This window comes from Pseudomonas rustica, assembly GCF_018336155.1.
GTDB classification, from domain to species: domain Bacteria; phylum Pseudomonadota; class Gammaproteobacteria; order Pseudomonadales; family Pseudomonadaceae; genus Aquipseudomonas; species Aquipseudomonas rustica.
Genome location: NZ_JAGYHF010000007.1, coordinates 110921 through 135951 on the forward strand (window position 1 = coordinate 110921; position 25031 = coordinate 135951).

28 protein-coding genes and 1 pseudogene are annotated in these 25031 nt (G+C 58.4%); 15 read left to right on the forward strand and 14 right to left on the reverse strand.

Annotated features, from left to right (window positions below; genetic code table 11):
• The first annotated feature begins 64 nt into the window (after window positions 1–64).
• Window positions 65–979 (forward strand): LysR family transcriptional regulator, encoded by a 915-nt coding sequence (locus KFS80_RS15015; protein WP_212545192.1) that lies wholly within the window; start codon window positions 65–67, stop codon window positions 977–979.
• Window positions 980–1121: 142 nt separating this feature from the next.
• Here KFS80_RS15015 and KFS80_RS15020 read toward each other — a convergent pair whose 3' ends face one another.
• The 3 genes from KFS80_RS15020 to KFS80_RS15030 are packed head-to-tail and all read right to left on the reverse strand — an operon-like array spanning window position 1122 to window position 2967.
• The gene (locus KFS80_RS15020; RefSeq protein ID WP_053118118.1) at window positions 1122–1664 is read right to left on the reverse strand and encodes a DUF2937 family protein; all 543 of its coding nucleotides are present in this window, start codon (window positions 1662–1664) and stop codon (window positions 1122–1124) included.
• A gap of 12 nt (window positions 1665–1676) precedes the next feature.
• Window positions 1677–2453 (reverse strand): class II glutamine amidotransferase, encoded by a 777-nt coding sequence (locus KFS80_RS15025; protein WP_053118116.1) that lies wholly within the window; start codon window positions 2451–2453, stop codon window positions 1677–1679.
• A 16-nt stretch (window positions 2454–2469) separates the two neighbouring features.
• A complete protein-coding gene (locus KFS80_RS15030) occupies window positions 2470–2967 on the reverse strand; it encodes a hypothetical protein (protein ID WP_053118114.1) in 498 nt (165 codons plus the stop codon).
• A gap of 228 nt (window positions 2968–3195) precedes the next feature.
• On the opposite strand from KFS80_RS15030, the gene KFS80_RS15035 reads away from it, so the two are divergent.
• Both KFS80_RS15035 and KFS80_RS15040 read left to right on the forward strand, forming a co-directional pair.
• Complete coding sequence (locus KFS80_RS15035) at window positions 3196–5250, forward strand: S9 family peptidase (protein WP_212545193.1); 2055 nt, start codon at window positions 3196–3198, stop codon at window positions 5248–5250.
• Between the two features lie 238 nt (window positions 5251–5488).
• A complete protein-coding gene (locus tag KFS80_RS15040; protein WP_008085900.1) occupies window positions 5489–5962 on the forward strand; it encodes a Crp/Fnr family transcriptional regulator in 474 nt (157 codons plus the stop codon).
• Here the strand turns inward: KFS80_RS15040 and KFS80_RS15045 are convergent.
• A complete protein-coding gene (locus KFS80_RS15045) occupies window positions 5959–6243 on the reverse strand; it encodes a hypothetical protein (protein WP_053118110.1) in 285 nt (94 codons plus the stop codon). The two genes, KFS80_RS15040 and KFS80_RS15045, sit on opposite strands and share 4 nt — an antisense overlap.
• Window positions 6244–6323: 80 nt before the next feature.
• On the opposite strand from KFS80_RS15045, the gene KFS80_RS15050 reads away from it, so the two are divergent.
• The 4 genes from KFS80_RS15050 to KFS80_RS15065 all read left to right on the forward strand — a co-directional run bounded on the left by KFS80_RS15050 (window position 6324) and on the right by KFS80_RS15065 (window position 8553).
• The gene (locus KFS80_RS15050) at window positions 6324–7010 is read left to right on the forward strand and encodes a spermidine synthase (protein WP_007911335.1); all 687 of its coding nucleotides are present in this window, start codon (window positions 6324–6326) and stop codon (window positions 7008–7010) included.
• 48 nt (window positions 7011–7058) lie between these two features.
• On the forward strand, window positions 7059–7430 hold the full coding sequence (locus KFS80_RS15055; protein ID WP_007911336.1) for a YajD family HNH nuclease: 372 nt from the start codon (window positions 7059–7061) through the stop codon (window positions 7428–7430).
• Between the two features lie 193 nt (window positions 7431–7623).
• A complete protein-coding gene (locus KFS80_RS15060; protein ID WP_210700897.1) occupies window positions 7624–8094 on the forward strand; it encodes an RNA methyltransferase in 471 nt (156 codons plus the stop codon).
• An 81-nt stretch (window positions 8095–8175) separates the two neighbouring features.
• Window positions 8176–8553 (forward strand): YgaP family membrane protein, encoded by a 378-nt coding sequence (locus KFS80_RS15065; protein WP_212545194.1) that lies wholly within the window; start codon window positions 8176–8178, stop codon window positions 8551–8553.
• 102 nt (window positions 8554–8655) lie between these two features.
• On the opposite strand, the gene KFS80_RS15070 is transcribed toward KFS80_RS15065, so the two are convergent.
• Together KFS80_RS15070 and KFS80_RS15075 are read right to left on the reverse strand one after the other, a co-directional pair.
• Window positions 8656–9885: a hypothetical protein gene (locus KFS80_RS15070; RefSeq protein WP_212545195.1), complete on the reverse strand. Its 1230-nt coding sequence runs from the start codon at window positions 9883–9885 to the stop codon at window positions 8656–8658.
• A gap of 86 nt (window positions 9886–9971) precedes the next feature.
• On the reverse strand, window positions 9972–10421 hold the full coding sequence (locus KFS80_RS15075; RefSeq protein WP_053118104.1) for a YcgN family cysteine cluster protein: 450 nt from the start codon (window positions 10419–10421) through the stop codon (window positions 9972–9974).
• A 165-nt stretch (window positions 10422–10586) separates the two neighbouring features.
• Between KFS80_RS15075 and KFS80_RS15080 the strand changes: the two genes are divergently transcribed.
• Window positions 10587–11180, forward strand: a complete 594-nt coding sequence (locus KFS80_RS15080; RefSeq protein ID WP_053118102.1) for a nitroreductase family protein — start codon at window positions 10587–10589, stop codon at window positions 11178–11180.
• 89 nt (window positions 11181–11269) lie between these two features.
• Here KFS80_RS15080 and KFS80_RS15085 read toward each other — a convergent pair whose 3' ends face one another.
• The 4 genes from KFS80_RS15085 to KFS80_RS15100 all read right to left on the reverse strand — a co-directional run bounded on the left by KFS80_RS15085 (window position 11270) and on the right by KFS80_RS15100 (window position 15623).
• Window positions 11270–12202, reverse strand: a complete 933-nt coding sequence (locus KFS80_RS15085) for a D-2-hydroxyacid dehydrogenase (RefSeq protein ID WP_212545196.1) — start codon at window positions 12200–12202, stop codon at window positions 11270–11272.
• Window positions 12203–12307: 105 nt separating this feature from the next.
• Window positions 12308–12601 carry a YcgL domain-containing protein gene (locus tag KFS80_RS15090; protein ID WP_007911350.1) on the reverse strand — a complete coding sequence of 98 codons (294 nt, stop codon included), beginning with the start codon at window positions 12599–12601 and terminating at the stop codon, window positions 12308–12310.
• Window positions 12598–13731 (reverse strand): ribonuclease D, encoded by a 1134-nt coding sequence (gene rnd, locus KFS80_RS15095; protein ID WP_212545197.1) that lies wholly within the window; start codon window positions 13729–13731, stop codon window positions 12598–12600. Before rnd ends, KFS80_RS15090 begins: the two co-directional genes overlap by 4 nt.
• Before the next feature lie 242 nt (window positions 13732–13973).
• Window positions 13974–15623: a phosphoethanolamine transferase gene (locus tag KFS80_RS15100; protein WP_212545198.1), complete on the reverse strand. Its 1650-nt coding sequence runs from the start codon at window positions 15621–15623 to the stop codon at window positions 13974–13976.
• A 401-nt stretch (window positions 15624–16024) separates the two neighbouring features.
• Here KFS80_RS15100 and KFS80_RS15105 point away from each other — a divergent pair, with 401 nt between their 5' ends.
• Both KFS80_RS15105 and KFS80_RS15110 read left to right on the forward strand, forming a co-directional pair.
• The gene (locus tag KFS80_RS15105; RefSeq protein ID WP_212545199.1) at window positions 16025–17209 is read left to right on the forward strand and encodes a cyanate transporter; all 1185 of its coding nucleotides are present in this window, start codon (window positions 16025–16027) and stop codon (window positions 17207–17209) included.
• Window positions 17210–17394: 185 nt separating this feature from the next.
• Window positions 17395–18330, forward strand: a complete 936-nt coding sequence (locus tag KFS80_RS15110) for a LysR family transcriptional regulator (protein WP_053118090.1) — start codon at window positions 17395–17397, stop codon at window positions 18328–18330.
• A gap of 3 nt (window positions 18331–18333) precedes the next feature.
• On the opposite strand, the gene KFS80_RS15115 is transcribed toward KFS80_RS15110, so the two are convergent.
• Complete coding sequence (locus KFS80_RS15115) at window positions 18334–18699, reverse strand: 5-carboxymethyl-2-hydroxymuconate Delta-isomerase (protein ID WP_212545200.1); 366 nt, start codon at window positions 18697–18699, stop codon at window positions 18334–18336.
• Window positions 18700–18939: 240 nt separating this feature from the next.
• Window positions 18940–19860, reverse strand: coding sequence for a LysR substrate-binding domain-containing protein (locus KFS80_RS15120; protein WP_212545201.1), 921 nt, complete (start codon window positions 19858–19860; stop codon window positions 18940–18942).
• Window positions 19861–20097: 237 nt separating this feature from the next.
• Here KFS80_RS15120 and KFS80_RS15125 point away from each other — a divergent pair, with 237 nt between their 5' ends.
• From KFS80_RS15125 to KFS80_RS27320, 5 genes and pseudogenes are all read left to right on the forward strand, one after another.
• Entirely contained in the window at window positions 20098–20289 is a 192-nt protein-coding gene (locus KFS80_RS15125; protein WP_053118085.1) for a YegP family protein, read from the forward strand.
• 154 nt (window positions 20290–20443) lie between these two features.
• Window positions 20444–20650, forward strand: a complete 207-nt coding sequence (locus KFS80_RS15130) for a hypothetical protein (protein WP_053118083.1) — start codon at window positions 20444–20446, stop codon at window positions 20648–20650.
• Window positions 20651–20918: 268 nt separating this feature from the next.
• The gene (locus KFS80_RS15135) at window positions 20919–22385 is read left to right on the forward strand and encodes a site-specific integrase (RefSeq protein WP_212545202.1); all 1467 of its coding nucleotides are present in this window, start codon (window positions 20919–20921) and stop codon (window positions 22383–22385) included.
• Between the two features lie 386 nt (window positions 22386–22771).
• Window positions 22772–23203 carry a response regulator gene (locus KFS80_RS15140; protein ID WP_218959308.1) on the forward strand — a complete coding sequence of 144 codons (432 nt, stop codon included), beginning with the start codon at window positions 22772–22774 and terminating at the stop codon, window positions 23201–23203.
• Window positions 23204–23527: 324 nt separating this feature from the next.
• Window positions 23528–23662, forward strand: a pseudogene (locus KFS80_RS27320) (hypothetical protein); the annotation flags it as partial.
• A gap of 287 nt (window positions 23663–23949) precedes the next feature.
• Here the strand turns inward: KFS80_RS27320 and KFS80_RS15145 are convergent.
• Together KFS80_RS15145 and KFS80_RS15150 are read right to left on the reverse strand one after the other, a co-directional pair.
• Window positions 23950–24510, reverse strand: a complete 561-nt coding sequence (locus tag KFS80_RS15145) for a recombinase family protein (protein WP_212545203.1) — start codon at window positions 24508–24510, stop codon at window positions 23950–23952.
• Between the two features lie 134 nt (window positions 24511–24644).
• Complete coding sequence (locus tag KFS80_RS15150) at window positions 24645–24884, reverse strand: hypothetical protein (RefSeq protein WP_212545204.1); 240 nt, start codon at window positions 24882–24884, stop codon at window positions 24645–24647.
• Window positions 24885–25031 lie beyond the last annotated feature (147 nt).

Consider the following 25031-nt stretch of genomic DNA (forward strand, 5'->3'; position numbering starts at 1 on the left):
GCTGCGTCCAACGAATAAAAACCCGCCTTAGGCATAAGAAAAATTTGTCACCCGAGCCTTGCCCATGAACCTGAAGTTTCTCGAGACCTTTGTCTGGGTCGCCCGCCTGAAGAGTTTTCGCCTGACCGCCGACAAGCTATTCACCACCCAGGCATCGATTTCCAGCCGCATTGCGGTGCTGGAGGGCGAGCTGGGGGTGAAGCTGTTTCTGCGCGATTCGCGCGGTGTCAGCCTGACGCCCGAAGGCCTGAAAGTGCTCGACTATGCCGAGCAGATGCTCGACACCATGTCGGCGCTGAAGCAGTCGATCGAGACTCGCTCAAGCAAGGTCGGCCGCGTGCGCATCGGCGTGATGGACACGGTGATCCACACGTGGCTGAGCCCGTTGGTGGCGCAGATGACCGATCTGTATCCACGGGTGGAAATCGAGCTGGTGGCGGATACCTCGCTGAACCTCTGCGATCAGCTACAAAAAGGTTTTCTCGATATAGTTCTGCAAACCGATCTGGTGCGCCACGAAAGTGTGCGCAGCCTGGAACTGGCCAGCCATCCGCTGGGCTGGATCGTCGCCAGTAATTCGATCTACAACCGCGACTACGCCGACCTCGCTGAACTGGCGCAGGAACGCATCATCACCTACTCGAAAAACTCCCGACCGCATCAGGATCTTCTGGCGTTGATGCAGGCGAACGGCGTGATGGCGCCGCGTTTGAATTGCGTGAATTCGGTGTCGGCGATCACGCGATTGTTGCGCGATGGATTCGGGATTGGCGTGCTACCGCCGGTGTTGGTGGCGGAGGAACTGGCGCGGGGGGAATTGACGTTGCTGGACATCGATCAGCGGCCACCGGATTTGCAGGTGGTGGTGTCGTGGCGGGTGGGGGTTGAGTGGGTCGAGGAGATTGTGACCTTGTGTCAGCAGGTGTTGGCGGGGTATGCGCAGAAGGTTGGTGATGGGTATGTGGTTTTGACCCCTTAACAGCAAAAGATCGCAGCCTTCGGCAGCTCCTACATGATCGTTCCCACGCTCCGCGTGGGAATGCCTCAATGGACGCTCCGCGTCCGCTTTGCGACGCGGAGCGTCCCGGGCTGCATTCCCACGCAGAGCGTGGGAACGATCTTCAGAGGCCGCGCACATCGCGGTCTTCGATCGGGCGGCTCTGGCGCAGGCGTCGGCCGCCGAGCACGACCCAGTCAATCAGACGGAACACGCATTCGATCCCGAACGACAGCAACAGCGCGCCGCTCATGCCCCAGATCATCGCTTCCGGGGTCAGCAGAATCTGATAGCTGTAGCCATTCCAGGTTTCCTTGCGAATGTCCGGATCCGCCGCCAGCACCACTTGCAGGAAGCGGATGTACCAAGGGCCCTGCATCGCCTGGAACTGCTTGTCCAACGCCACCTGACGCGTGAGCAAAGTGTTCAGGCTATCCGCATCGCTACGGAATATCGGATCTTCACTGGCGCGATAATGCGCGACCAGCGCCTGCATATCACCCTTGAAAAATTGATCAGCCGTGCCTTGAAAGCCGCGCAATCCGGTCTGCGCTTCAATCAGATGCGCTTCGACGCGTTTCGCGTAATCGTTGATGAAGCCCGGCACCTGGACACCGATCAACAGGCCCGCCGCGAACAACACCAGCCGTAGATAACTGAGCAACATGGCGCGCAATCCTTATTCGGTCTTACCCTGGCTGACGCATTCGCCGCGTCGCCACAGGCTCCATTGGCCCGGTTCGTAGCGGGTCCAGGTTTCGTTTTCGGTCAACGGTTCGGTGGCAATCACGGTGACCACGTCGTTGGGCGTGGTTTCCGCCTGGAAATCGACGATTACGTCGACATCCTTCAAGCGCGCCGGGCCGAACGGTGCGCGCCGAGTAATTTGTGCCAGTTTGGTCGAGCAATAGCAGAACAGCCAGTCGCCATCGCTGAGCAGGCAGTTGAACACGCCTTTGCTGCGGTATTCGGCGCAGGCCGCGACCAGATCCGGCAACAGTTCTTCTATATCGACCGGTTCCGGAAACGCTGCACGCACGCGGTTGAGCAAATCGCAGAACGCCGCCTCGCTGTCGGTATCGCCGACCGGGCGGTAGAAACTTTTGATCGGGGTGAAATCGGCGAGTTGGCCGTTGTGCGCGAAGCACCAGTTGCGGCCCCACAGTTCGCGGACGAACGGGTGAGTGTTGGATAAGCAGACTTTGCCAACGTTGGCCTGGCGAATGTGGCCGATGACCACTTCGCTTTTGATCGGATAGCGTTGCACCAGATTGGCGACTTCCGACTCGCTGCTGGCCGCCGGATCCTGAAACAGGCGCAAGCCACGACCTTCGTAAAACGCGATGCCCCAGCCGTCGCGGTGCGGGCCGGTACGCCCGCCACGCTGCATCAGGCCGGTGAAGCTGAACACGATATCGGTCGGCACGTTGGCACTCATGCCCAGTAATTCACACATGTGCGGACTCTCGGGATTACAGGCGCGGCTCGACCCGCGTGCGCTGCGGATTGCTCGGGACTGGCGGACGACCGTAGCGGTCATCGCCGACGCCGCCGAACGGTTGATCGTCATCGCGATCATCGGCACGGGCGGCAGCCTTGGCGGCTTCTGCCTGCTCGCGGCGAGCACGGGACGCGCGTTCGATTGGCAGACGGATCAACACGAAGATCAGGTAAATACCGAGGGCGATCATGCTGTACATGAACAGATCGGAGATCGCTCGCCACGCGTTGTTGCCGACCTTGAACGCCAGATCCAGCGCGGTAATGGCGATAGACGGCGCAACTTTGGCTTTCACCGGGTCAATGATGGTCGGGCTGAACAGCAACACCGCCATCAGCACCCGCAGCGGCTCGCGCAGGTAGCGCCACATCCAAGTGGTCAGGCGCATCCATACCAACAGGCAGCCTACGGCGGCAAAGGCGTAGAGGCCCCAGGCGATCAGATAGTCGTTCTCGGTCATGGTGTCCATGGCAAGGCAGGCAAAGAGGCGCTTATAGTAACGACTTTTCGCCCGTCCGGCTTGTCCCAATACAGACACGACCTGTGGGAGCGGGCTTGCTCGCGAAAGCGGTGGGTCAGTGAAACAAATGTCATCTGACACACCGCTTTCGCGAGCAAGCTCGCTCCCACATGGGTCTGCGGCGGATTCCAGAGCTGCGAAAACCCTATTCCGTATTTTTTTGTTCGAGAGCCTTCCATGCCCCAATCCGCCAACGTCAGCAGTGCTCCGATTGCCCACAAGGCGCCCGGCGCCGACCCGTATGCCTGGCTGCAGGAACGCGACACCGACGCGGTGCTCGATTACCTCAAGGCTGAAAACGCCTGGCAGGAAGCGCAAACCGCCGATCAGGCCGAGCTGCGCGAAACGCTGTTCGAAGAGATCAAGGGCCGGATTCTCGAAACCGACCTGTCCCTGCCCTCGCCATGGGGCCCGTACCTGTATTACACGCGCACCACCGCTGGCGACGAATACGCGCGGCACTACCGCTGCCCGCGTCCGGCCGACGACAGCCTGACCCTTGATGAAAGTCGCGAACAACTGTTGCTCGACCCGAACGTACTGGCCAATGGCGGGTTCTTCTCGCTGGGCGCGTTCAGCATCAGCCCCGATCATCAGCGGCTGGCCTACAGCGTCGACGCCACGGGCGATGAGATTTACACGCTGTTCGTCAAAGAACTGTCCAACGACAAGGTCAGTGAGCTGGAATTCGAAGACTGCGACGGCAGCATGACCTGGGCCAACGACAGCCTGACCCTGTTCTTCGGCGAACTCGACGACACCCATCGCCCGCACAAACTGCTGCGCTATCGCCTCGACGGCACCGCCGCTGAAGAAGTCTTCACTGAGACGGACGGTCGCTTTTTCCTGCATTGCTACCGTTCCAGCTCCGAGCAGCAATTACTGCTGTCGCTGGGCAGCAAGACCACCAGCGAAGTCTGGGTGCTCGATGCCAATCAGCCGCACTTGCCGTTCACGTGCCTGGCGCCACGAGTCGAAGATCACGAATACGACGTCGATCACGGCCTGCTCGACGGCGCATGGACATGGTTTATCCGCACCAACCGCGACGGCATCAACTACGCGCTGTATCAGGCGCCGGATACCGGCATCGCGCCGACCGAAGCCGACTGGCAAAACCTGATCCCGCACAGCGACACGGTGATGCTCGACGGCGTCAGCCTCAACACCGAAGCCATGACCCTGAGCTTGCGCGAAGGTGGCCTGCCGATCATCGAAGTTCACCCACAAGGCCTGGCGCCGTATCGCGTGCAATTACCGGACGCGGCCTACAGCCTCTATGTGCAAAACAGCCTGGAATTCGAGAGCGATCGCATTCGTCTGCGCTATGAAGCACTGAATCGCCCGGCTCAGGTGCGCCAGTTGATCCTCGCCACTGGCGAACAAACCGTGCTGAAAGAAACTCCGGTGCTCGGCCCGTTCGACGCCGACGCTTACGTCAGCCAGCGCCTGTGGGCCACTGCGCCGGACGGTACACAAGTGCCGATCAGCCTGGTGATGAAGCGCGAAATGCTCGGCAAACCGGTGCCGCTGTATCTGTACGGTTATGGCGCTTACGGTTCGAGCCTGGATCCATGGTTTTCCCATGCGCGTTTGAGTCTGCTCGATCGCGGCATGGCCTTCGCCATCGCCCACGTGCGCGGCGGCGGTGAGCTGGGTGAAGCCTGGTATCGCGCTGGCAAGCAGGAACACAAACAGAACACCTTCAGCGACTTCATTGCTTGCGCCGAGTTTTTGATCCTCAACGGCATCACCACGGCCGAAAAACTGGCGATCAGCGGCGGCAGCGCCGGTGGCCTGTTGATTGGCGCGGTATTGAATCAGCGTCCGGATTTGTTTGGCGTGGCGATTGCCGAAGTGCCGTTCGTCGACGTGCTCAACACCATGCTCGACCCGGAGCTGCCGCTGACCGTCACCGAATATGACGAGTGGGGCAACCCTGAAGAGCCGGAGGTTTACGAGCGGATCAAGGCGTACGCGCCGTACGAAAACGTCACTGCGCAGGCTTATCCCGCGACACTGGTGATCGCCGGCTACAACGACAGCCGCGTGCAGTATTGGGAAGCAGCCAAGTGGGTGGCGAAACTGCGCGCGAGCAAAACCGACGACAACGTGCTGCTGCTCAAGACTGAGCTGGGCGCCGGGCATGGCGGGATGAGCGGGCGTTATCAGGGATTACGTGACGTAGCACTCGAATATGCATTTGTCTTCAAGGTTTTGGGCCTGGCCTGAGGAACTCCGTCGGTCACTTGGGTCTTAACTCCAGACCCACTGTGGCGAGGGGATTTATCCCCGTTGGGCTGCGAAGCGGCCCCAAAACCTGCAAACTCAGTATTCCTGAAGCACCGAGTTGGCAGGATTTGCGACTGCTGCGCAGCCGAGCGGGGATAAATCCCCTCGCCACAAAAGCCCGTTCCTACGGGATCCGTGTATAGCCTTGAAATGTGAAAACAATAAAGACCGCACCGACATGTCAGAACCAACCTTCCTGAACAACGAAATCCGCGACTGGCTGATGGACTGTGGCCTGTTCGATCAATTGCAACTGGCCGACTTCGCCGCCGCCTCGGGCTACTTCAGCATCAGCACCGTGGCGGAAGGCGAGGCGATATTCCGCGAGGGCGATGCCGGCAGTTTCATGTGCATCCTCCACACCGGTCAGGTCGCCGTGCAGAAAACCGGGCCCGACGGCCAGGTCATCACCATGGCCACTCTGCGCAGCGGCCGCGCGTTCGGTGAAATGGCCGTGCTCGACGGCGAACGGCGCTCAGCCACCTGCATCGCTGCGAGCAACTGCCAACTGTTGAACCTCGGCAAGGATTCGCTGGAAAAAATGCTCAACGACGCGCCGAAGATCGCCGCGAAGATCATCCGCGCCCTCGCCGTCTCATTGTCGAAACGCCTGCGCATGGCCGACGGCCAACTGGCGGCACAACAGGTCTAACCGCCAGGCGATTTAGCCTTGCTGCCGCTCGGTTCAATGCCCGGCACTGGCTGATCTTTGCTCGGCGGAGTCGGCATTTCAATCGGCACCAGCGGCGGGCTGCCACTGCCGGCACCCGATTTGGGAATGTTGATCGGGGTGATCTGCGGATACGGTGTCGGTGTTGCGGTACCGGGCGCGCCGGGCTGCGGCGTCGGGCTGACCGGAATGGTCTGCTGCGCCTGCACTGCAGTAATCGAGAGCGCGGCCAGGGCAATGACCGTTAGAATGGTGCGCTTCATCAAGGGCTCCGTTTGGCCTCTAGTCTGCGCTCAGGCTACTCCCAACGGGCCCGCTTGCCTTCCCCCTTGTAGAGATTTCCATGAAACGTTTCGTTCTGCTCGACACCACCCCGATCCCCGAAAGCGGCGGTGCCCTGTGCCTGTTCGAGTATGGCGAGGACTTCGTCATCAAGATTCAGGGCGGCGACGGCGGGCAATTGATGAACACGCGCATGCACGGCTCCGAAGATGCGCTGGCCGAGATTCCCTGCCGCAAAGTCGCCGGGCGGCCGGATTCGCGGGTGCTGATCGGCGGTCTGGGCATGGGCTTCACCCTCGCCTCCGCGCTCAAGCATCTGGGCAAGACCGCTGAAGTAGTGGTCGCCGAATTGGTGCCCGGCGTGGTCGAGTGGAACCGTGGCCCGCTCGGCGAGAAGTCCGGTCGTCCGCTGCTCGACCCGCGCACGGTGATCCGTCAGGAAGACGTGGCCAAGGTGCTGCAAAGCGAGCCGAATGGTTTCGACGCAATCATGCTTGACGTCGACAACGGCCCCGAAGGCCTGACCCAGAAAGCCAACAGCTGGCTGTACTCCGCCGCTGGTCTGAATGCCTGCGCCAAGGCACTGCGTCCGAAAGGCGTGCTCGCCGTGTGGTCAGCCAGCGCTGATCGGCTGTTTTCCGACAAATTGAAGAAGGCCGGTTTCAAGGCCGAAGAAGTTCAGGTCTTCGCCCATGGCAACAAGGGCACGCGGCACACAATCTGGATTGCCGAGAAGCTCAAGGGCTGAGCTAAACTCTGCCCATAACCGTCATTAGTCTTTTACAAAGGTGAACCCATGAGTTCGTCCACCCCAACCAATACGTCGAAGCTGGATCGCATCCTCGCCGACAACCAGCGCGACAAGGAAATGGGCTACCGCGACAAAGCCCTGAAGATGTACCCGCACGTCTGTGGCCGCTGCACCCGTGAATTTTCCGGCAAGCGCCTGAGCGAACTGACCGTGCACCACCGCGACCACAACCACGACAACAACCCGCAGGACGGCTCGAACTGGGAGCTGTTGTGCCTGTACTGCCACGATAACGAGCACTCGCGCTATACCGATCAGCAGTACTTCAGCGAAGGCTCGCTGAGCACGCCGAAGATTGCCAAGGCGACGCACAACCCGTTTGCCGCGCTGGCCGGGTTGATGAAGAAAGAAGATTAGAGATCTGTATGGGTCTGACTGGCCCCTTCGCGAGCAAGCCCGCTCCCACATTGGATCTGTGGCGTACACAAAACCAATGTGGGAGCGGGCTTGCTCGCGAAGGCGGCCGTCCAGACACCGCCAATCCATGATCTGACCACAACCGCCCAATCCCCGTATAATCGCGCTCTTTTTTCCCGAAGGCACCCCGCTCGTGGCAGACAAACGGTACAGCTGCATTGGTTTGTATAACCCCAAATCACCGGAGAACGTCGGTTCGGTGATGCGCGCCGCAGGCTGCTACGGCGTGGCATCGGTGTTCTACACCGGCAAGCGTTATGAACGCGCCGCCGACTTCGTCACCGACACCAAGCGCGTGCACTACGACATTCCGCTGATCGGCATCGACGATCTGAAAAAGATCCTCCCGCTCAACTGCGTCCCCGTCGCCGTGGAACTGGTCGAAGGCGCCCGCCCGCTGCCGGAATACACCCACCCGGATCGCGCCCTGTACATCTTCGGCCCTGAAGACGGTTCGCTGGATAAAGAGATCCGCGACTGGTGCGAAGACGTCGTGTACATCCCGACCAGCGGCTGCATGAACCTCGCTGCCACCGTCAACGTCGTGCTCTACGACCGCATGGCCAAAGGCCTGAATACGCGCTCCGGGCCGAAATTCCGCTGAAGCGTCGCACATCCGATGGAACAAGCTGACCGCTCGCGCAGTCAGCTTATTTATCCATTACTCATAGCCTGGAGAAAGATCATGACCGAGCTCAAACGCGTCGAGCGTATCGAATCCACCCCGTTTCAGAGCCGTTCCGAGCAGAACGTCGAAGGCTGGGAGCGCATCGGCTCGCTGGCCGGTGGCGTGATCATGGTCGGCAAGGGCCTGCGCCGTGGCGGTGTGTTCGGTTTGATTCAGGTGGCGATTGGCGGCGTGGCCATGGCTCGCGGGATCACCGGGCACAGCTTGGTGAAAAGCCTGATCGAAAAGAGCCGTCAGGACATGAATAACGTGCGCGCGAAGATCGAACGTGCCGGGGAAGAGTTGAGCAAGCTGAAGGCGAATGCCGAAGCGGCGACCAGTTCGGCGACAGTGACCGGGAATGATTCGGTGAAATCGCCGAAAGCCGGGGTTTGATCCAGCATTTGCGCCGGGGCTGATGGCCCCTTCGCGAGCAAGCCCGCTCCCACATTTGAAATGCATTCCCCTGTGGGAGCGGGCTTGCTCGCGAAAGCGGTATTACTGCAGTAACTCAGAATCAAGGACTTTAGAGGACTCGCCGAGCACGCTCTCAGCCAGTTGCACAAACTCTTTAGTACTCACCGTCCCCAAATGCATCGCCCCGCGCAACACGTCATCCAGCGAACGTTTATTGCGGGTCTTCAAACGAATCTCGCGATCCAGTTCCTGCAACACAATCACCGCTTTTGCCACCTGCGCCGGGCTGATCTGCTCACCGCGCAGCGTCGCGACTTTCTGGCTGTCCCTGGCCAGTTTCGCCTGCAAACTCTGATAGCGCTCATCACTCATGCCACCGGCGCGGCGCAGCAGTTCGATCGCGTAATACTCGGCAAAGCCTTCGCTGATCCAGTCGCTGCGCTGCTCGTCGTTGATCCGCCCAAACACCTGCGCCAGTTCACGCATCAGCGCACTGCTGCCGCTTTCACTGACCAGCGGCAAGCGCGTGTTCACGTAGATCGACTCATGCGCACCGAGGCTGCCGCGCCACATCGGGTCGTTGGCACCGACGATCAGCAGCTTGGCCGGATGACGTGGATAAACCGCCTGCACCTGCGGCCAGACGAAGGTCAGCAACGTCAGTACATCCATGCGCCTCATGCCCTGCCCTTGCGGTGAAGCGATGGTGACTTCGGTTTCGCCCAGGCGCGTGCGACGGCTGCCGAGCTTGCCGGCGAGCATCCAGCCGGTCGGGCGGTCGAACAGGCGTGAAGGGTTGTCGATGCGGAATTTGTTTTTGCCGATTCTTGGCCAGGCGGTTTCGACGCTTTTCCAGCCATCGGGCAATTCGAATTGCAGGCGCGAGACCAGTTCCGTGCCGTCCTGCTGATCGAGTTTGGCTGGCGGCACCAGTTCATCACCGCGCAGCAGCGCCCAGCTCGGCGTCATGCGGGTGTCGAAGCTGCCGTTTTTGCGGCCGTGGCTGATGCGCACGCGGTAGGTCAGGCTGGCCTTGGCACTCGTCGGGCGCCAGACGCCGCGCACGTGTTTGCCAGGAATCAACAGCCATTGGCCATCGGCTTTGAAGTCGCTGTAATGGCTGCCGTCGCCAAGGTCGAAATCGAGGCTGCGCACGGCTTCGCCTTTGGCCAGGGTCAGGCGCACTTCGGCCTGATCGCTCTGTGGCAACAGGCGTATGTGGTAATCGAGATCGACTTTTTTTGCTGCCCAGACGGGCGCACTGAACATCAGCAGACCGATCAGCAACGCTCGCAGCAAACCCACAGCCATACCCACTCCTTGTGGCAGTCAGAATTATTGTGTGAGTGCTGCGCACTCAATATCGGGAGCAAGCTCCCTCGCTACAGGTTATCCCGTTAGCCAGCGCGGAAAATCAGGTGATCTTCCCAGTCATCTTCCGGCACGCTGCCTTCGGCGAGCATACGCCCGGATTGTGAAATTCGTTCGTGGTGCACCGCCTCGCGATCACCACTCACCAAGTGATGCCACGACGGCAGATCCTTGCCCTCGCTGACCAGTCGATAGCCGCAGGTCGGCGGCAGCCATTTGAATTCTTCTGCCTGGCCCGGCGTGAGCTGGATGCAATCCGGGACAAACTTGATGCGATTAGGGTAATCGCTGCACTGGCAGGTGTTCAGATCCAGCAGTTTGCAGGCAATGCGCGTGTAATAAACGCTGTTGTCTTCTTCATCCTCGAGTTTTTGCAGGCAGCACAGACCACAGCCGTCGCACAGCGATTCCCATTCCTGGTGATCCAGTTGATCAAGGGTTTTGTGTTTCCAGAACGGTTCGACTTCGGCGGCCATGGCTCAAGCATCAACATCAGGTGGTGAAAGGCCGCCAGTCTAGTGCCCCGGGCCGCGCGGGCCAAGCGCTGGCGACTGTCGGTAAATCGCGCTTGTCAGCCTCAGCGCTGCCGAGTAGGGTTTTGCCTCGAATTCATTTACTCAAACGTAGCCAGGAATCTCTTGATGAGTGCCAACCCTCGCGTTGCCGAATACGCCATTCACCCGCAGTTCACCGACCGTTGGTCGCCGCGCGCCTTCACCGGCGAAGCGATCCCGGAAGAGACCCTGCTGAGCTTCTTCGAAGCCGCCCGCTGGGCACCGTCGGCGTACAACTCGCAGCCATGGCGTTTCCTCTACGCGCGCCGCGACACGCCGAACTGGCAGCGTTATCTGGGTCTGCTCAATGAATTCAACCGTAGCTGGGCGCAGCATGCGTCGGCACTGGTGATCGTGATCTCGAAAACCACCTTTACGGCACCGGGTGCGACGGAAGAAACCCCGGCGTTGTGGCACACCTTCGACACGGGTTCGGCGTGGGGCCATCTGGCGCTGCAAGCGAGCATCAGCGGCTGGCACACCCACGGCATGGCCGGCTTCGATCAGGAGCTGACGCGCAAGGAGCTGAATATTCCTGAAGGTTATGCGCTGCATGCCGCTGTTGCGGTAGGCAAACTGGGTGACAAGGCAACGCTGGCGGATTACCTGCAAGCACGCGAAGAGCCAAGCCCGCGTCGTCCGTTGAGCGAACTGGCAGCTGAAGGCGACTTCACCCTCTAAAAGCAAAAGATCGCAGCCTTCGGCAGCTCCTACAGGGGAATATGTACCTCTGTAGGAGCTGCCGCAGGCTGCGATCTTTTGATGCCAACTCAATACCCGCGATTGAAATCCACTTCGCCGCGCAATATCTCGCTCGCCTGATAGGCCTTCAGGTTGTCGACGAACAACTGCACCATCAACGCCGGTGAAGTCGGTGCCGAGCTGTGCCCGGTCAGCAGCAAGCCCCACGCCGTCCAGAATGGGTGACGCTGCGGCAACGGCTCCTGACGGCAAACGTCAATCACCGCACCCGCCAGGTGCCCTTCCTTCAGCGCCTCGACCAGATCCGCATCAACCACGGCCACACCGCGCCCGACGTTGATGAACAATCCGGTCGGCTTGAATTGCTTGAACAACGCCGCGTCGTAGATATCGTGGGTATGTTCGGTGTTCGGCAGCAGATTGACCACGTAATCCACTTCGCCGACCAGCCGTGGCAGATCCGCCATCGAAGCGACTTCAACGAACGGCGCCTGCTCGCGAGCACTGCTGGCGATGCCGTACAACTCGACGCCGAACGGCAGCAGGAACTGCGCCACGCTCTGGCCGATGTCGCCAGTTCCGACGATCAAGACTTTGCGCCCGACCAGACTCTGACCGGTGCGGTTGTCCCACTTGCGCTCGACCTGGCTGACCAGTCGCGCCAATACCTCGCGCTCGTGACCGAGCATGTAGGTCAAAACGTATTCAGCCATCACCTGGCCGAAAATGCCTACGGCGCGGGTCAGGCGATAATCGCGGCGCAAGCCATCGGCAAGCAGCGGCGTGATGCCGGCCCAGGTCGATTGCAGCCATTGTGGCTGGTGGCCCTGACGCAACAGGGTCGCCAGCAGATCCGGCTGACCCAGCCACACCGGGCAATCAGCGGCCAGCCGCGCCAGTTCGGCGGAGTCGCCACTGGTCAGCACTTCAAGCTCGGGCACTGCCTGACGCAGCAGCCGGGCGTATATCGCGTGGTCGTGTTCGGCAATCAGAACGCGCATCTTCAAACCTTTCGCAAACCGTGCAGACGGTCGCCGGATGTCGGGCGACCGTCGCGGTAAAAACAGTTCCAGGGTTAATCGAGGCCCAGAACAGGGCCTCGCAGATCAGACCGGGTCGTTGCGTCGCAGCAACTCTTCGGGCAAGTGCTCGATGTACTCGTCCTCGGCCGGCGGCATTTGCAGGTGATAGCCCTGCTTGTCGAGGTTTTCCAGCACGACGACGATGTCTTCGCTGGCCAATTTGCGCTCAGGCGACAGCACCAGGTCAAATGAATGTTTCGGCTTGCCGAACGCCAGCATCAGCGCTTCCGGCACGCGCTCGAGTGCATCACTTTTCAGCACGTAAAGGTACATGCCGCTGCGCTTCGAGCTTTGGTAGATGGAACAAATACGTTTCAAGGCTGTTCTCCGGCGGTGGCCAGGCTGTCGAGCAGCGTCTGACCCATGAGTTCGCGGCGCCAGCCACGCAGCGACTCAGGCAATTGGTAAGGACCCTCGGGGTAGCCACTTTTGACCAGCGCTTCGAGGGTTTTCTTGCGTAGCATCAGTTCCGGCGCGATGTCGAGGCGCTCGGCCTCGGCCTGACCCAGCGCACGCAATTGTTTGATCAACGCAGCAGCTTCGATCGGCAACGGCTCCGGCACGGCAGGCGGCCATTGATCAGGGCCCACACTGCCAGAGCGCTTGATCAGATCAAGCAGAAATTGACCGTCCTGACGCACGGTACGCGGGTGCATGTCTTCGATCTTGCCCAGCGCGGCGAGGTTGTCCGGTTGCGTGCGAGCCAACGGCCACAGCGAATGCTCACGAACGATGCGGTTGCGCGGCAAGTCACGGGCACGCGCTTCGGTTTCACGCCATGCGCACAGCTCACGCAATACCGCGAGCTGTGCACGGGAGAGTTTCCACGCCAGTTTGGCTTCGCGGTAAACCTCGTACGGATCGGTTTCGCGGCGCAGGTTGGCCACCAGTTCGGCGCCGTCCTCCAGCACCCAGGCGAACTTGTCGTCGGACAGTTTCGGTCGCAGCTGTACGAAAACTTCCGCGAGATGCACGGCATCTTCAGCGGCGTAGCTGATCTGCGTGTCGGACAACGGACGCTGCAACCAGTCGGAACGGGTTTCGCCCTTCGGCAGTTCGATGCCCAGCACCGCTTGCACCAGACGCGAATAACCCATCGAGAAACCGAGGTTCAGATAGGCCGCGCCCAATTGTGTGTCGAACATCGGCGCCGGCAGGCTACCGGTCAGACGCAACAGCACTTCGAGGTCTTCGCTGCAGGCGTGCAGGACTTTCAGCACCGCCGGATTTTCCAGCAGCGCAGCCAGCGGTTGCCAGGCATTGATGGTCAGCGGATCGATCAGGTAGGCGCGTTTACCGTCGCCAATCTGCAACAGGCCGGCAATCGGGTAGAAGGTGTCGACCCGCATGAATTCGGTGTCGAGGGCAACGAACGGCAGCTGCTGCCACTCGGCGCAAAACTGCGCGAGGCTTTCGTTGTCGCGAATCCAGTGAATATCGATGGCCACACGGCTCTCCCTTGAAGAATGGCGCGCAGTATATATCGCCACCGGCGATTTTCGCGCCTGCGAAGGGCAAGAGCTGTAACGAAATGTCCTGCCAATGGGCAAGAATAGTCTGACAGAAGGATCAAACGTGGCCATTAACTGTAGGAGCTGCCGAAGGCTGCGATCTTTTGATCCTGCTTTTGAAGATCAAAAGATCGTCCGATCGCGGCCCGAGCCTGCGGCAGCTCCTACAGGGGAATGCTTCAGTCCTTGGCCAGCACGCCGTCGATCACTGACCCGCGGCAACCGGCGAATATGTCCAGATCCGGTTCATACACCGAACTCTTCACTTCGAGCAAACCGAGCATCGAGTGGAACAGGTTGTCCTGACTCAGCGGTTTATCGCGGCTCATTTGCAGGCAATGGGTGTCGACCGAGTAGGACTTTTGATAGTTGTCGGAGAACCACGCCAGCATCGCCACGTGCTTCTGTTGTTCCGGCGCCAGCATATACGGCGTGCCATGCAGGAACAGGTTGTACTCACCCAGCGACTCGCCGTGATCGGACAGGTACAACATCGCGGTATCGACTTTGTCCTGATTGTTGCGCAACACATCGATCAGACTCGACAGCACATGGTCGGTGTACACCAGCGTGTTGTCGTAACCGTTGACGATACTTTCGCGGCTGCAATTGTTCAGGGCGTTACTTTCACAGACCGGCGTGAAGTGCTCGTACTCCTTTGGATAACGCTTGAAGTATTCCGGACCGTGACTGCCCATCTGGTGCAGAACCAGCACGGTGTCTTTGTCCAGGTGATCGATAAAGCTTTGCAGCCCTTGCAGCAGAATTTCGTCGCGGCATTCGCTGTTGGCGCACAGTGCCGGGTCTTTCAGGTTGCTGACATCCTGCACGGTGACGCGATCACACGTGCCTTTGCAGCCGGACTGGTTATCGCGCCAGATCACATCGATGCCGGCCCGTTTGAGTACGTCGAGCAGGCCTTCCTCGTTCTTTGCCTTGCTCGCATCGTAGTTCTTGCGGCCCATGTTAGAGAACATGCACGGCACCGAGACGGCAGTTTCCGTGCCGCAGGAATGCACGTCGGTAAACGCGATCAGCCCGGTTTCCTTGTCGAGTTTTGGTGTGGTGTCACGGTTATAGCCGAGGATGCCGAAGTTCTCGGCGCGGGCACTTTCGCCGACCACCAATACAGTCAGGGATTTGCGCGGCTCAAGTTTTACATCGGGATTGCGCTCGGCGTCCTCGCCGATTTTGACGAACGGTTGCTCGGCCGAGGCCACTTGCTCACGCAGGTAGCCGGCCGCCGCACCAATGTAGTTGCTCGGCACCAACATCAAGCGAATTTCGTGGTGGTTGCGAAATAACGAGGACAAACCCTGATAGTTGGCCAATGCCACACCACCAATCACCGCCACCGAGGCCACACTGACAATAACTTTGCTGAACAACTCGCGGTGCCAGCGCCGATAATTAATCGGCAGCTTCCACAACAACAACGACGGCAAAACACCTAGAAAGAAAATATACACAAACAACTTTAACGAGAGCAGGTCTCGTACTTCGGTGGCATTGGTTTCGGCAAAGTTACGCAACATGCCCGGGTCAATCATGACGCCATACTGGCTCATGAAATAAGCCACACCGGCGCTGATCAGAAATATTAGCGTCAATACCGGTTTAAGCAGCGGGCGGAAGGCCAGAAAGGTCAACACGATGTTGAACGCCGCGAAGATCATCACCCCGAACGCCACGCGCATGGCAATGCCTTTGCCGTCTGACGCGGTGATGTCGAACAGGTGCTGCCAGAGCACAACGTTAAAACCGATCAAAAGAAAGGCGCTGGCAATCAACGTCACCCATTCCGGGCGCACGGCTTTTAACTTCAACATGATGAGGGGCAGTTCCTGAAAAGAACCCTTGGTTAGTTGTGAAAAATTCATTAACCAAGGCATGACAAACTTTAGGCAGGCAACCATCAATTTTTTGTGAAAAAGACGCCAACGATTAGTTGGACTGAGAGCAAAGTCTGAAACTTGTGGAGTATTTGGGAATGGTTCAGCTTTTATTCAACGAAACACGGATCTGGCTTTTATGTGGGAGCGGGCTTGCTCGCGAAAGCGGTCTGTCTGCCAACATCTGTTTTGACTGACAGGACGCCTTCGCGAGCAAGCCCGCTCCCACAAGGGGAATTGTGGAGGTATCGAGTTTTTAGGTAGGCCTGTCGGTTTTCTGGTTTGCCCGAATCATAGGGCGCCGCGCCTAATCATCTGCCCTGCCCCAAGGTTTGATGATGGAAAACGTCCGCGCCACTGCCCGTCCCGCTGTCTGGCTGATGCTCGCCGTCATGCTGGTAGCCCTCAATTTGCGCCCTTCGATGGCGGCGGTCGGGCCATTGCTGTCGGCGATTCGCGGCGACATCCCGTTGAGCTTCAGCCTCGCCTCGCTGCTGACCATGCTGCCGGTGATGGCCATGGGACTGGCGATGTTTTTTGGCATCGGCATCAGCCAGCGTCTGGGTGAACGACGCACGGTGCTGTGGTCGTTGCTGCTGATCGGTCTGGCCACGTTGTCGCGGTTGTTTGTCGATTCCGCCGCCGAGTTGATTGTCAGCGCGATTCTGGCCGGCATCGGCATTGCACTGATTCAGGCGTTGATGCCGGCATTGATCAAATCGCGTTTCCCCGACAACGTCGCCCTGTGCATGGGTTTGTACGTCACCTCGATCATGGGCGGCGCCGCCATTGCTGCGTCCTTCGCACCGTTGGTGCTTATCAGCACCGGCAGTTGGCGGATGGCACTGGCCGTTTGGGCAATCCTGGCAATGTTGGCTTTGCTGTTCTGGTGGTCGCAACGCGGCAACCTGCCTGCGACCGCGAACACTTCAGTCAGAAAAGAAACCTTCTTCAAACATTCCCGCGCCTGGTTACTCGCAATCTTCTTCGGCTTGGGCACTGCGTCCTACACCTGCGTCCTCGCCTGGCTGGCGCCGTACTACGTGGAGAAAGGCTGGAGCGAACAAAACGCCGGCCTGCTGTTAGGTTTTCTGACAGCCATGGAGGTGATTTCCGGCCTGGTAGTGCCAGCCATCGCCAATCGCAGCCGCGACCGACGCATCATACTGATGGCCCTCCTTGGACTGATCATCGCCGGTTTCTGCGGCCTGATCCTCAGCCCGCAACACCTCAGCCTGCTGTGGCCCTGCCTGTTGGGTCTGGGCATCGGCGGACTGTTTCCGATGAGCCTGATCGTCTCCCTCGATCACCTCGACAACCCGCAACGCGCCGGCGGCCTGACCGCTTTCGTGCAAGGCATCGGCTATCTGATTGCCGGCCTGTCGCCGCTGCTCGCCGGGATGATCCGCGATCAACTGGGCAGTTTCGAATGGGCATGGTGGTCGCTGACCGGCGTGATGGTGATCATGGCGTTGATGGTGTTGCGCTTCGATCCGCGACGTTATTCGCAACACTTCCAGTGATCGGGCTACAGGCCTCTGGCCAGCTTTCCACGGTTTCATCGGTAACGTCGTGTTGCTAAAACTATCTGTCCCACAACTGTCCGTGAAACGCCCTACAAGCCTTTGTCCTTGCACCATCGTTCCGTTAGGATCATTCGCACACGTTTGCGCGGATTCAGCGCAAGGAGCACAGCGGGACGGAACGGATGCTGAACAGTAACTTGCTTCGAAAGCTCGACATGCAGGATCTCATGGTGTTTATCGCCGTGTATGAGCAGAGCAGCGTCACCGAGGTCTCGGAAACGTTGTTCGTCAGTCAGTCCACCGTCAGTTACTGCCTGAAAAAACTGCGCACCAGTTTCGAAGACGAACTCTTCATCAACACCCGCACCGGCATGCGCCCGACCTACAAGGCCAGCAGCATGTACGGCCATGTGCAGAAAATCCTCGAAAGCATCAACCTCTGCCACGCCGGCGCACCGACATTTGACCCGAGCCAGCAAGCGGTCACTTTCAACATCTGCGCCCCGGAATACTTCGAACAACTGATTTTGCCGCGCCTGTTGAAGCGCTTCGACTTCGATGACTTGCCAGTGATGGTCAACATGCACAAGTTCGAAACCGATGTGCCCGCCGATGAGTTGCGCGATGGCAGCCTCGATCTGGTCATCAGTTTCGGCCCCAACTTCCACCGCCACCACACGGACTTGAAGTCGCGCATGTTGCTGGAAGATGACCTGGTCTGCGTCTTCGATAAACGCGCGACGCCGCTGGAACCGCGCCTGAGCCTGCAAGCGTTTACCGAGCGCAGGCATGTGTTCCCGACGCCGTGGACGTCGACGACGAATATGGTTGATGGCTGGCTGGCGCGACAGGCGCAGAAACGTCAGATCGTCGCGCGTTCGAACAGTTACAGCGCGGCGTTGAAGATGATCACTGGCACCGATTTCATCCTCACCCTGCCACGGCGGATTCAGCGGTTACTGACCAACGATGCGGTGTTCAATCACTGTGAGGCGCCGAACGGTTTGCCGGGGTTCACCCTCGACATGCAATGGAGCCAGAGCGTTGATCAGGACAGCGCCAACGTCTGGCTGCGCGAACAAGTGGTCAAGGTCTGCAGTGAACTGCAAGCGGCCTGATTCCTACACGCCGATGGCCGTTTTTGTGTAGGACTCGCGATCGATATCGATCAGCTCGACACTCAGCTGCACCTCGACACCGGCCGGCCATTCACAAAGATCCTGCAGCACGGCCAAGAGACTTTGCGACAGCTGTTTTTTGGTCTCCGCTGAACGCCCGCTGAGCAACGCCAACTTCACCGCCACAAAACCGCGCTCGCTCATGGCCGTGCCAACCTTGAAGGTTTCGACCTTCAACGCACGGCTCTTGATATCAAACTCCGCCGCGAACTGACCAGAACCCACCAGCGTGTTATTGAGGCGAATCAACGCGACGTCGGCGTTCAGCTGCGGCAGGTTGGCGGTGTATTCCATGTGCAGGTGTGGCATCGGGAGGCTCCAGTCGGGCGGCAGAAAGGTCGTACGTATAACACAGCCCTGCCCTACCCTTCCGCGGCTTTTTCCGGACTGTCGGACGAAGATTTATACCAGCGCTCAATGACCGGCTTAGCGAAAATCTCCTGTGGGAGCGGGCTTGCTCGCGAAGGCGGTGGATCAGCTACAAATGCATCGCCTGACCCGGCGCTTTCGCGAGCAAGCCCGCTCCCACAAGCGGATTTGCGGTGTCAGTTAGTGCGGGGTGACCGGCCGTTCACTCATGAACTGCTCCAGCCGGGAACGCAGCCAGCGCTCGGCCGGGTCGCTGTCGACGTGGCTGAGCCAGACCATCGACAAGTCCAGCGTCGGCGTTTTGAACGGGAACGGCTCTTTGAACAGCAACCCCGAAGTGGCCATCGCTGCCGCCGTGTAATCCGGCAGGCTGGCGATCAGATCGGTGCCCGCCAACAACGCCGGCAACGCGCTGTACTGCGGCACCGACAGCACCACCTGCCGGGTGCGGCCCAGTTCCGCCAGCCACTCATCCGCGAAACCACTGACATTCGCCGTGTGGGAAACCAGCACATGCGGTCGCGCGCAATATTCGTCGAGGGTCAGCGGCGTGTCGGAAGCATCCGCGCGCAGGATGCTCGGTTGAATGTGTCGCAGCAGTTTGCGCTTGGCATTCGCCGGCAAGCCACGGGTCTGGCTGATGCCGACGGTGATGTCACCGGCGGCGAGCAGATCGGGAATGCGCCAGTAATCGACGTGCTGCACCACAAACACCACGTTCGGCGCTTCCTGACGCAAGGCGCGCAGCAGCGGCGGCAGCAGACCGAACTCGACGTCATCGGACAGACCGATGCGGAAGGTCATGGTGCTCACAGCCGGGTCGAAATCGCGTGTCAGGCTCAGCGCCACCGACAACGAATCCAGCGCCGGCTTCAGGTGGCGGAAAATATCTTCAGCGCGAGCCGTCGGTTCCATGCGATGGCCGACGCGGATGAACAGTGGATCGTTGAGCATCGTGCGCAGACGATTGAGCGCCGAACTGATAGTCGGCTGGCCAAGAAACAGCTTCTCGGCTGCCCGGGTTACGTTGCGTTCCAGCATCAAGGTCTCGAACACCACCATCAGGTTGATGTCGGCCTTGCGTAGTTCATTGCGGTTCATCCATTGCTCCCCGATCCCCAGACTGCCGGCAGTGTAGAAAGCAGTTGGGGGCGGCGTCCATCGCCACGATGCGTCCGCTGACCGTCAACCGCTTCGAGGGCTCTGGTCTGTGCCTTTCAGAAACATCCGCCAACGATTGGAAACAAATGTCCGGTAGCCAAAAAACCCGCCTGCGCTAGGCTTGCGTCGATGCGCCACACAGGCTGGCGCACACGTCTATCGCATGGAGCGAACTGAATGTATTTCGAGATTTACAGGCAATCCCGCGGCACCCCAACCACCGGCAAAGGCCAATGGCGCTGGAGGCTGCGCGCGGGCAATCACGAAACCATCGCCAGCGGCGAATCGTACGTGAACAAAGCGGATTGCCTGCACGTGATCGAGCTGATCAAAGCGGTACAGGGCGAAACCCCGGTCAAGGAAATTTAAGCGCGCGAATCGGAAAAAGGCAGCGTCCTACAGCCACTTCCTTTTTTGACCGAATGACTGGCGGGCCACCGCTGCACCCCTACGCTCAGCAATGCAGGGGGCCATCCGGCCCTGTTTTCTCCCGATCATTCACACTCAAAAAGGAGCCGCAGACATGGCCAGAGACAAAGCGAAAGACGACATGCACTTTAACTGCACACAAGCACACGAAGCCGACTACGTCGCCAGCCTCTACCCGCACGCCAAGGAAGAAGTGAAAACCTTCCTCAGCTCGGCCTGCAAGGACAAGACGCTGCACAACTCGACGCATAAGGATGTGTATGAACTGATCAAGCGCAAGTTGGGCCACTCGCAGCCTTGATTGGTTGGAGGCGCGGGGTGATGTAGATCCCGCAGAAATGCAAAAGCCCCACAGGCTTTGAGTCTGTGGGGCTTTTTTCATATTTACTCGTTAACGCGACGCAAACAAAAAAGCCCCGTAGATTTTCATCTACGGGGCTTTTTCTATGTAATGGCGGAGAGATAGGGACTCACCATACGCAACCACCAAGCTCAACAAATACCGTATTTACTGGCTTTCCCGGTGATTTTACGTAGAATCTTTACGTAGAAAAACGGAGAAAGCGACCATGCCCAAGGCCAACAATCTGCAACTGCAAGGCGGCACGTATCATGTGCGACTGGACATACCAAAAGATGTACAGGCTGCATTCGGCGGTCGTCGTATCCTGTCACAGACTCTCAAGACGGGATCGCGCTCGGAAGCGCTACACCTGCGATTACCCATCCTGCACGCATGGTGGAGCCAGATAAACGCCATTCGCGATGGCAAGTTACTGGGGGACGGTTGGCAAGAAGACGTAGTGCAGACCCTTGAAGATTTGGATGCAATCACCCAAGGGCAAAAGCGAGCGCTTGTTGGTGAGCCAGCCCCACCGTTACCGGATGTCGATCCAGCTTTCAAAGCAAAGCTGATGAACAGCCCTCGGTTCAAGGAATCCATACGGATGCTTGTAGGCGATCACCTCAAGGATGGTATCGAGGGACGTATCAACATTCAGGATGAACTGAATAAAGGGCTCAAGGACATGCTGCAAAAGCTTCTTGGCACTGACTACAAGCTCACCAGCGAGCAGGGCCAGGAACTGAGCACACTGGTAAAAGATCCCGCCAGCTACAAAGCCCGCTCGCCGATTACGAAGGCACGGTTAGCCTCATTCCGCACCTACAGGCTTGAACATCACGTCGCACTGAAGACGGTGAATCAACAAGAGTCGAAGCTGTTGAATCTGTCGGAGCATCTGCAAACGACCGGCACCAAGCTCGACTTTGATTCGGTGAGTGCTTGGCTACAGGGCATGAAACTCAGCTCGAAAACCAAGCAGCAATACCTGCTCGCTGGTAGCCAACTCTGGCGATGGGCAACGACGCATGAGCCACAGTGGCGACAGACCTTCAAAGGGCATGTGAACCCGTTCGAAAAACACACCCTACCCTCACTCAAAGGCAAGGCCAAACTCGACGCGAAACGGAAGGCGTTCACCGTTGAGGAAGTGGGCACCCTATACAAAGCAGCGCAGGAACAGGATCTCGGCGCGCTACCAGACTTGATCTTGCTGGGCGGGTATACCGGCGCTCGCATTGAGGAACTGTGCCAGCTTCGCAAGGAACATCTGATTACCGTGGACGGGGTGACGATGTTCGATATCGTGGATTCGAAGACAGTAGCGGGAATTCGACAGGTGCCAGTGCATCCCAAGCTAACGGCACTCGTGGATCGACTCGCCGAAGCTTCCACGGACGGCTATCTGGTGCCGACTGACAGCAACAACAAATACGGGATTCGGTCGGACGCATTGAGTAAGGCGTTTGGTAGGCTGAAAACCACCTTGGGCTTTGATCGTACCCGCGTGTTCCACAGCATTAGGGCGACGGTAATCACTCAACTGGTACGTGCAGACATACCTGACAGGTTGATCAAGGAGCTTGTAGGTCATGAAACAGGAACGGTGACGTTCGACGTATATTCGAATGGATCATCACCTAAACAGAAGTTCGACGCCGTCGCTAAGCTACCCGCCATACCAACTGATTAAAATGTCAGCGTCGCTGACGGGAATCACCCTCGACCGCAGGTCATGACTAACTCAGCAGCGGGAACACCTCAACGGAACGAGTTCACCTCGACCATACACACCATCTACACAAATCAGCTTGTGCCTTTGGTCTCGTCTTCCGTGCAGACACGACAGCGAACGCTGTCAGGATTACTCGTGACCTACGGTCGAGGGTGGCCCCCGTCAGCGGAGCTGACAACGTGAAGGGCAAAATCAAGAGCGGGGGCTTCGCCTTTTATAATGCGACTCTATTCCACGAGAGCATTAAAACTGTAATTCTAAGGCGATTGGCGCATAAGCTCCATCCTTGCACCGTAGACCAAGCGAACCGAAGGTGAAACACTGACCACCCTAAAAAAGCTTGGATGACCACCGTGGATGTGAACTACAAGCTGTCGCCTATCAATGGCAAAGTGATCGTCATTGAAGATGAAGAAATGCTTCGTACGCTCATGACGGACATATTGGAAGAAGTGGGAGCCGAATGTGAAGGCTTCTCGAACGCAGACGATGCGCTCATGCACCTGCTGGAATCGCATGCCCAATTTGCTTTGGTCATTGCCGACCATGGACTACCGGGCTCTGTTCAAGGGGCGGAACTCGTTGAAATGATACGGAGCAAATGGCCCTCCATCTCTGCAATTGTCACCAGCGGTTGGGCAGAGAGCTACGTGAAGATGCCACCGGGTATCAAATTCTTAGGCAAGCCGTGGTCTATCGACACGCTGGTGAAGGCGGTCTCGGAAGTTACCGGGGCGGCTGTCGTGGTAGCGCCACCACCGATTAGAAAAGGATAGGCCAGGTTCAACGTGTGACGTGATGGCACGGTGCTTAACGAGAATGTAAGCTCAGCCGATTACACACGCCGATAGAGAGCCATCATGAGAGCAGGGACAGCGGTAGCGGTTGCACTGGTGGCAGCGCTGGGATGTGGGCAAGCCTTGGCGGATGGCAATGAGTTACTGAAGCAGTGTCAGGCAATGATTAGGTTCATAGACAGTGACGGCAAAGAAGGTGGGGGATATGGCCCCGGTTACTGCATGGGAGTAATCAGCGGTGTTAGCAGCCTTCGCGGAATTACTAACCCAACATTCCCTAGATAATATCAAACCTGCCTCCCGACACCCGCACCGCCGAATATTCAGGCTGCCCGCATTGCCGTCAAATTCATGAAGTCCTACCCAGAAAAGCTCAATCTCGACGACGGCTTCCTCATGTTAATGGCACTACAGCAAGCCTTCCCTTGCAAAAAGTAAGACGCGAATTTCCCAGATCCTGACCCCCGCCGTTTTAGACTTTGCACTAGGTGGGGGTGGTCTGTGTGCAGGGGTGGAAAAATAAGCTGTAGCTCTGAGTTCTCTCAGAAGTGTTGAGCAGACCACGTCTGAGCGAAGGGTAGAGTGGGATGAATTCAAAATAAAGACAGTCGCCCTGTAGCGCTCTCTGACGCTGTCAGAGGCGTGCAACCTCAGCGAAGATGGATGCACTACAAAGACAACAAAGCCCGCTCAAGGCGGGCTGATGTGGGTGTACAGGGTCTAATTCAAACCTTGTTCCAATGTCTCTTGATGGTGGGCAGGCTCACCTTGAGTTCGGCTGCTGCCTGAGCCTGTGTCATGCCTTTAACCTTGAGCTTCTGCACTGCTTCCGTGGTGTCGGTAGCCACTGGACGACCACCCTTCTTGCTCGACCTTGCAAGGCCCTCTCTGGTGCGCTCCTTGATTCGATCACGCTCAAAGGCTGCAACTGCTGCGAGAACTGTTAGCTGGAGCTTTCCGGCTGCACTGGTGAGGTCTACACCGTCAAGGTCAAGACTACGGACATGGATACCATCCTTTGCCAGTTTCTCAACTGTGGCGAGAACGTCTTGCACGTCACGGCCTAGGCGATCCAGTTTCAGCACCACCAACGTGTCCCCCGTTTCCATGCGTTCGGCCATCTTGCTGAACTGGGGACGTTGGAGGGCTGGTACGCCACCACTGATTTGTTCAGAGAACCAGCGGGTGGGCTTGATATCGAAACCCTTGGAGGTGAGCGCCACCAGTTGGTTGTCGGTGTTCTGCTCCGTCGTACTGACACGACCGTATCCGAATAGACGACTCATTTACTCTCCCTCCTAGGTATGCCCACGCCGTTCGTGGGGTATCAACAATAGAGGGATCATCATGCAATGGTATCAACAAACCTGTAAACCCGTATTTTATGATACCGGTGTGACCATCGGATGGACGGTATCGCTTAACGGTCGTTTGATGATACCAGCCTCTCAGGAGTCAGGTTCAACGCCTTGTAGCACACAGGAAGCAACATTGCGTTGGAGTAGGTGCGCTGACCACTTACGTCACTCGGTTCACCCGTCGCCCAGCCGTTAGCGATGAAACGCTCGAACAGTGGCACGTCATCGCCTTGAATATCAGAAAGCCCATGGTGTAGGCGTAAGGCCAACGCTATGTATTCATCACCACTAAACACGTCCATACACACCCCCGTTCTCTCATGACTTGAGGACTGAGTGAAGGCACCAGCTCAGCACCTGTCAATGTCATGGATTTGCAGAAATCGGTGATTCCGGTTCAAAACTGCCGTTTTGGCGTAGAAACCTCGGATTGAAGCGTTCTCACCGGA

Excerpts from the sequence above, each read along its gene's own strand:
- KFS80_RS15015 (WP_212545192.1), top strand. The coding sequence starts at position 65 with ATGAACCTGAAGTTTCTCGAGACCTTTGTCTGGGTCGCCCGCCTGAAG.
- KFS80_RS15020 (WP_053118118.1), bottom strand. The coding sequence starts at position 1,664 with ATGTTGCTCAGTTATCTACGGCTGGTGTTGTTCGCGGCGGGCCTGTTG.
- KFS80_RS15025 (WP_053118116.1), bottom strand. The coding sequence starts at position 2,453 with ATGTGTGAATTACTGGGCATGAGTGCCAACGTGCCGACCGATATCGTG.
- KFS80_RS15030 (WP_053118114.1), bottom strand. The coding sequence starts at position 2,967 with ATGGACACCATGACCGAGAACGACTATCTGATCGCCTGGGGCCTCTAC.
- KFS80_RS15035 (WP_212545193.1), top strand. The coding sequence starts at position 3,196 with ATGCCCCAATCCGCCAACGTCAGCAGTGCTCCGATTGCCCACAAGGCG.
- KFS80_RS15040 (WP_008085900.1), top strand. The coding sequence starts at position 5,489 with ATGTCAGAACCAACCTTCCTGAACAACGAAATCCGCGACTGGCTGATG.
- KFS80_RS15045 (WP_053118110.1), bottom strand. The coding sequence starts at position 6,243 with ATGAAGCGCACCATTCTAACGGTCATTGCCCTGGCCGCGCTCTCGATT.
- KFS80_RS15050 (WP_007911335.1), top strand. The coding sequence starts at position 6,324 with ATGAAACGTTTCGTTCTGCTCGACACCACCCCGATCCCCGAAAGCGGC.
- KFS80_RS15055 (WP_007911336.1), top strand. The coding sequence starts at position 7,059 with ATGAGTTCGTCCACCCCAACCAATACGTCGAAGCTGGATCGCATCCTC.
- KFS80_RS15065 (WP_212545194.1), top strand. The coding sequence starts at position 8,176 with ATGACCGAGCTCAAACGCGTCGAGCGTATCGAATCCACCCCGTTTCAG.
- KFS80_RS15070 (WP_212545195.1), bottom strand. The coding sequence starts at position 9,885 with ATGGCTGTGGGTTTGCTGCGAGCGTTGCTGATCGGTCTGCTGATGTTC.
- KFS80_RS15075 (WP_053118104.1), bottom strand. The coding sequence starts at position 10,421 with ATGGCCGCCGAAGTCGAACCGTTCTGGAAACACAAAACCCTTGATCAA.
- KFS80_RS15080 (WP_053118102.1), top strand. The coding sequence starts at position 10,587 with ATGAGTGCCAACCCTCGCGTTGCCGAATACGCCATTCACCCGCAGTTC.
- KFS80_RS15085 (WP_212545196.1), bottom strand. The coding sequence starts at position 12,202 with ATGCGCGTTCTGATTGCCGAACACGACCACGCGATATACGCCCGGCTG.
- KFS80_RS15100 (WP_212545198.1), bottom strand. The coding sequence starts at position 15,623 with ATGTTGAAGTTAAAAGCCGTGCGCCCGGAATGGGTGACGTTGATTGCC.
- KFS80_RS15105 (WP_212545199.1), top strand. The coding sequence starts at position 16,025 with ATGGAAAACGTCCGCGCCACTGCCCGTCCCGCTGTCTGGCTGATGCTC.
- KFS80_RS15110 (WP_053118090.1), top strand. The coding sequence starts at position 17,395 with ATGCTGAACAGTAACTTGCTTCGAAAGCTCGACATGCAGGATCTCATG.
- KFS80_RS15115 (WP_212545200.1), bottom strand. The coding sequence starts at position 18,699 with ATGCCACACCTGCACATGGAATACACCGCCAACCTGCCGCAGCTGAAC.
- KFS80_RS15120 (WP_212545201.1), bottom strand. The coding sequence starts at position 19,860 with ATGAACCGCAATGAACTACGCAAGGCCGACATCAACCTGATGGTGGTG.
- KFS80_RS15125 (WP_053118085.1), top strand. The coding sequence starts at position 20,098 with ATGTATTTCGAGATTTACAGGCAATCCCGCGGCACCCCAACCACCGGC.
- KFS80_RS15130 (WP_053118083.1), top strand. The coding sequence starts at position 20,444 with ATGGCCAGAGACAAAGCGAAAGACGACATGCACTTTAACTGCACACAA.
- KFS80_RS15135 (WP_212545202.1), top strand. The coding sequence starts at position 20,919 with ATGCCCAAGGCCAACAATCTGCAACTGCAAGGCGGCACGTATCATGTG.
- KFS80_RS15140 (WP_218959308.1), top strand. The coding sequence starts at position 22,772 with ATGACCACCGTGGATGTGAACTACAAGCTGTCGCCTATCAATGGCAAA.
- KFS80_RS15145 (WP_212545203.1), bottom strand. The coding sequence starts at position 24,510 with ATGAGTCGTCTATTCGGATACGGTCGTGTCAGTACGACGGAGCAGAAC.
- KFS80_RS15150 (WP_212545204.1), bottom strand. The coding sequence starts at position 24,884 with ATGGACGTGTTTAGTGGTGATGAATACATAGCGTTGGCCTTACGCCTA.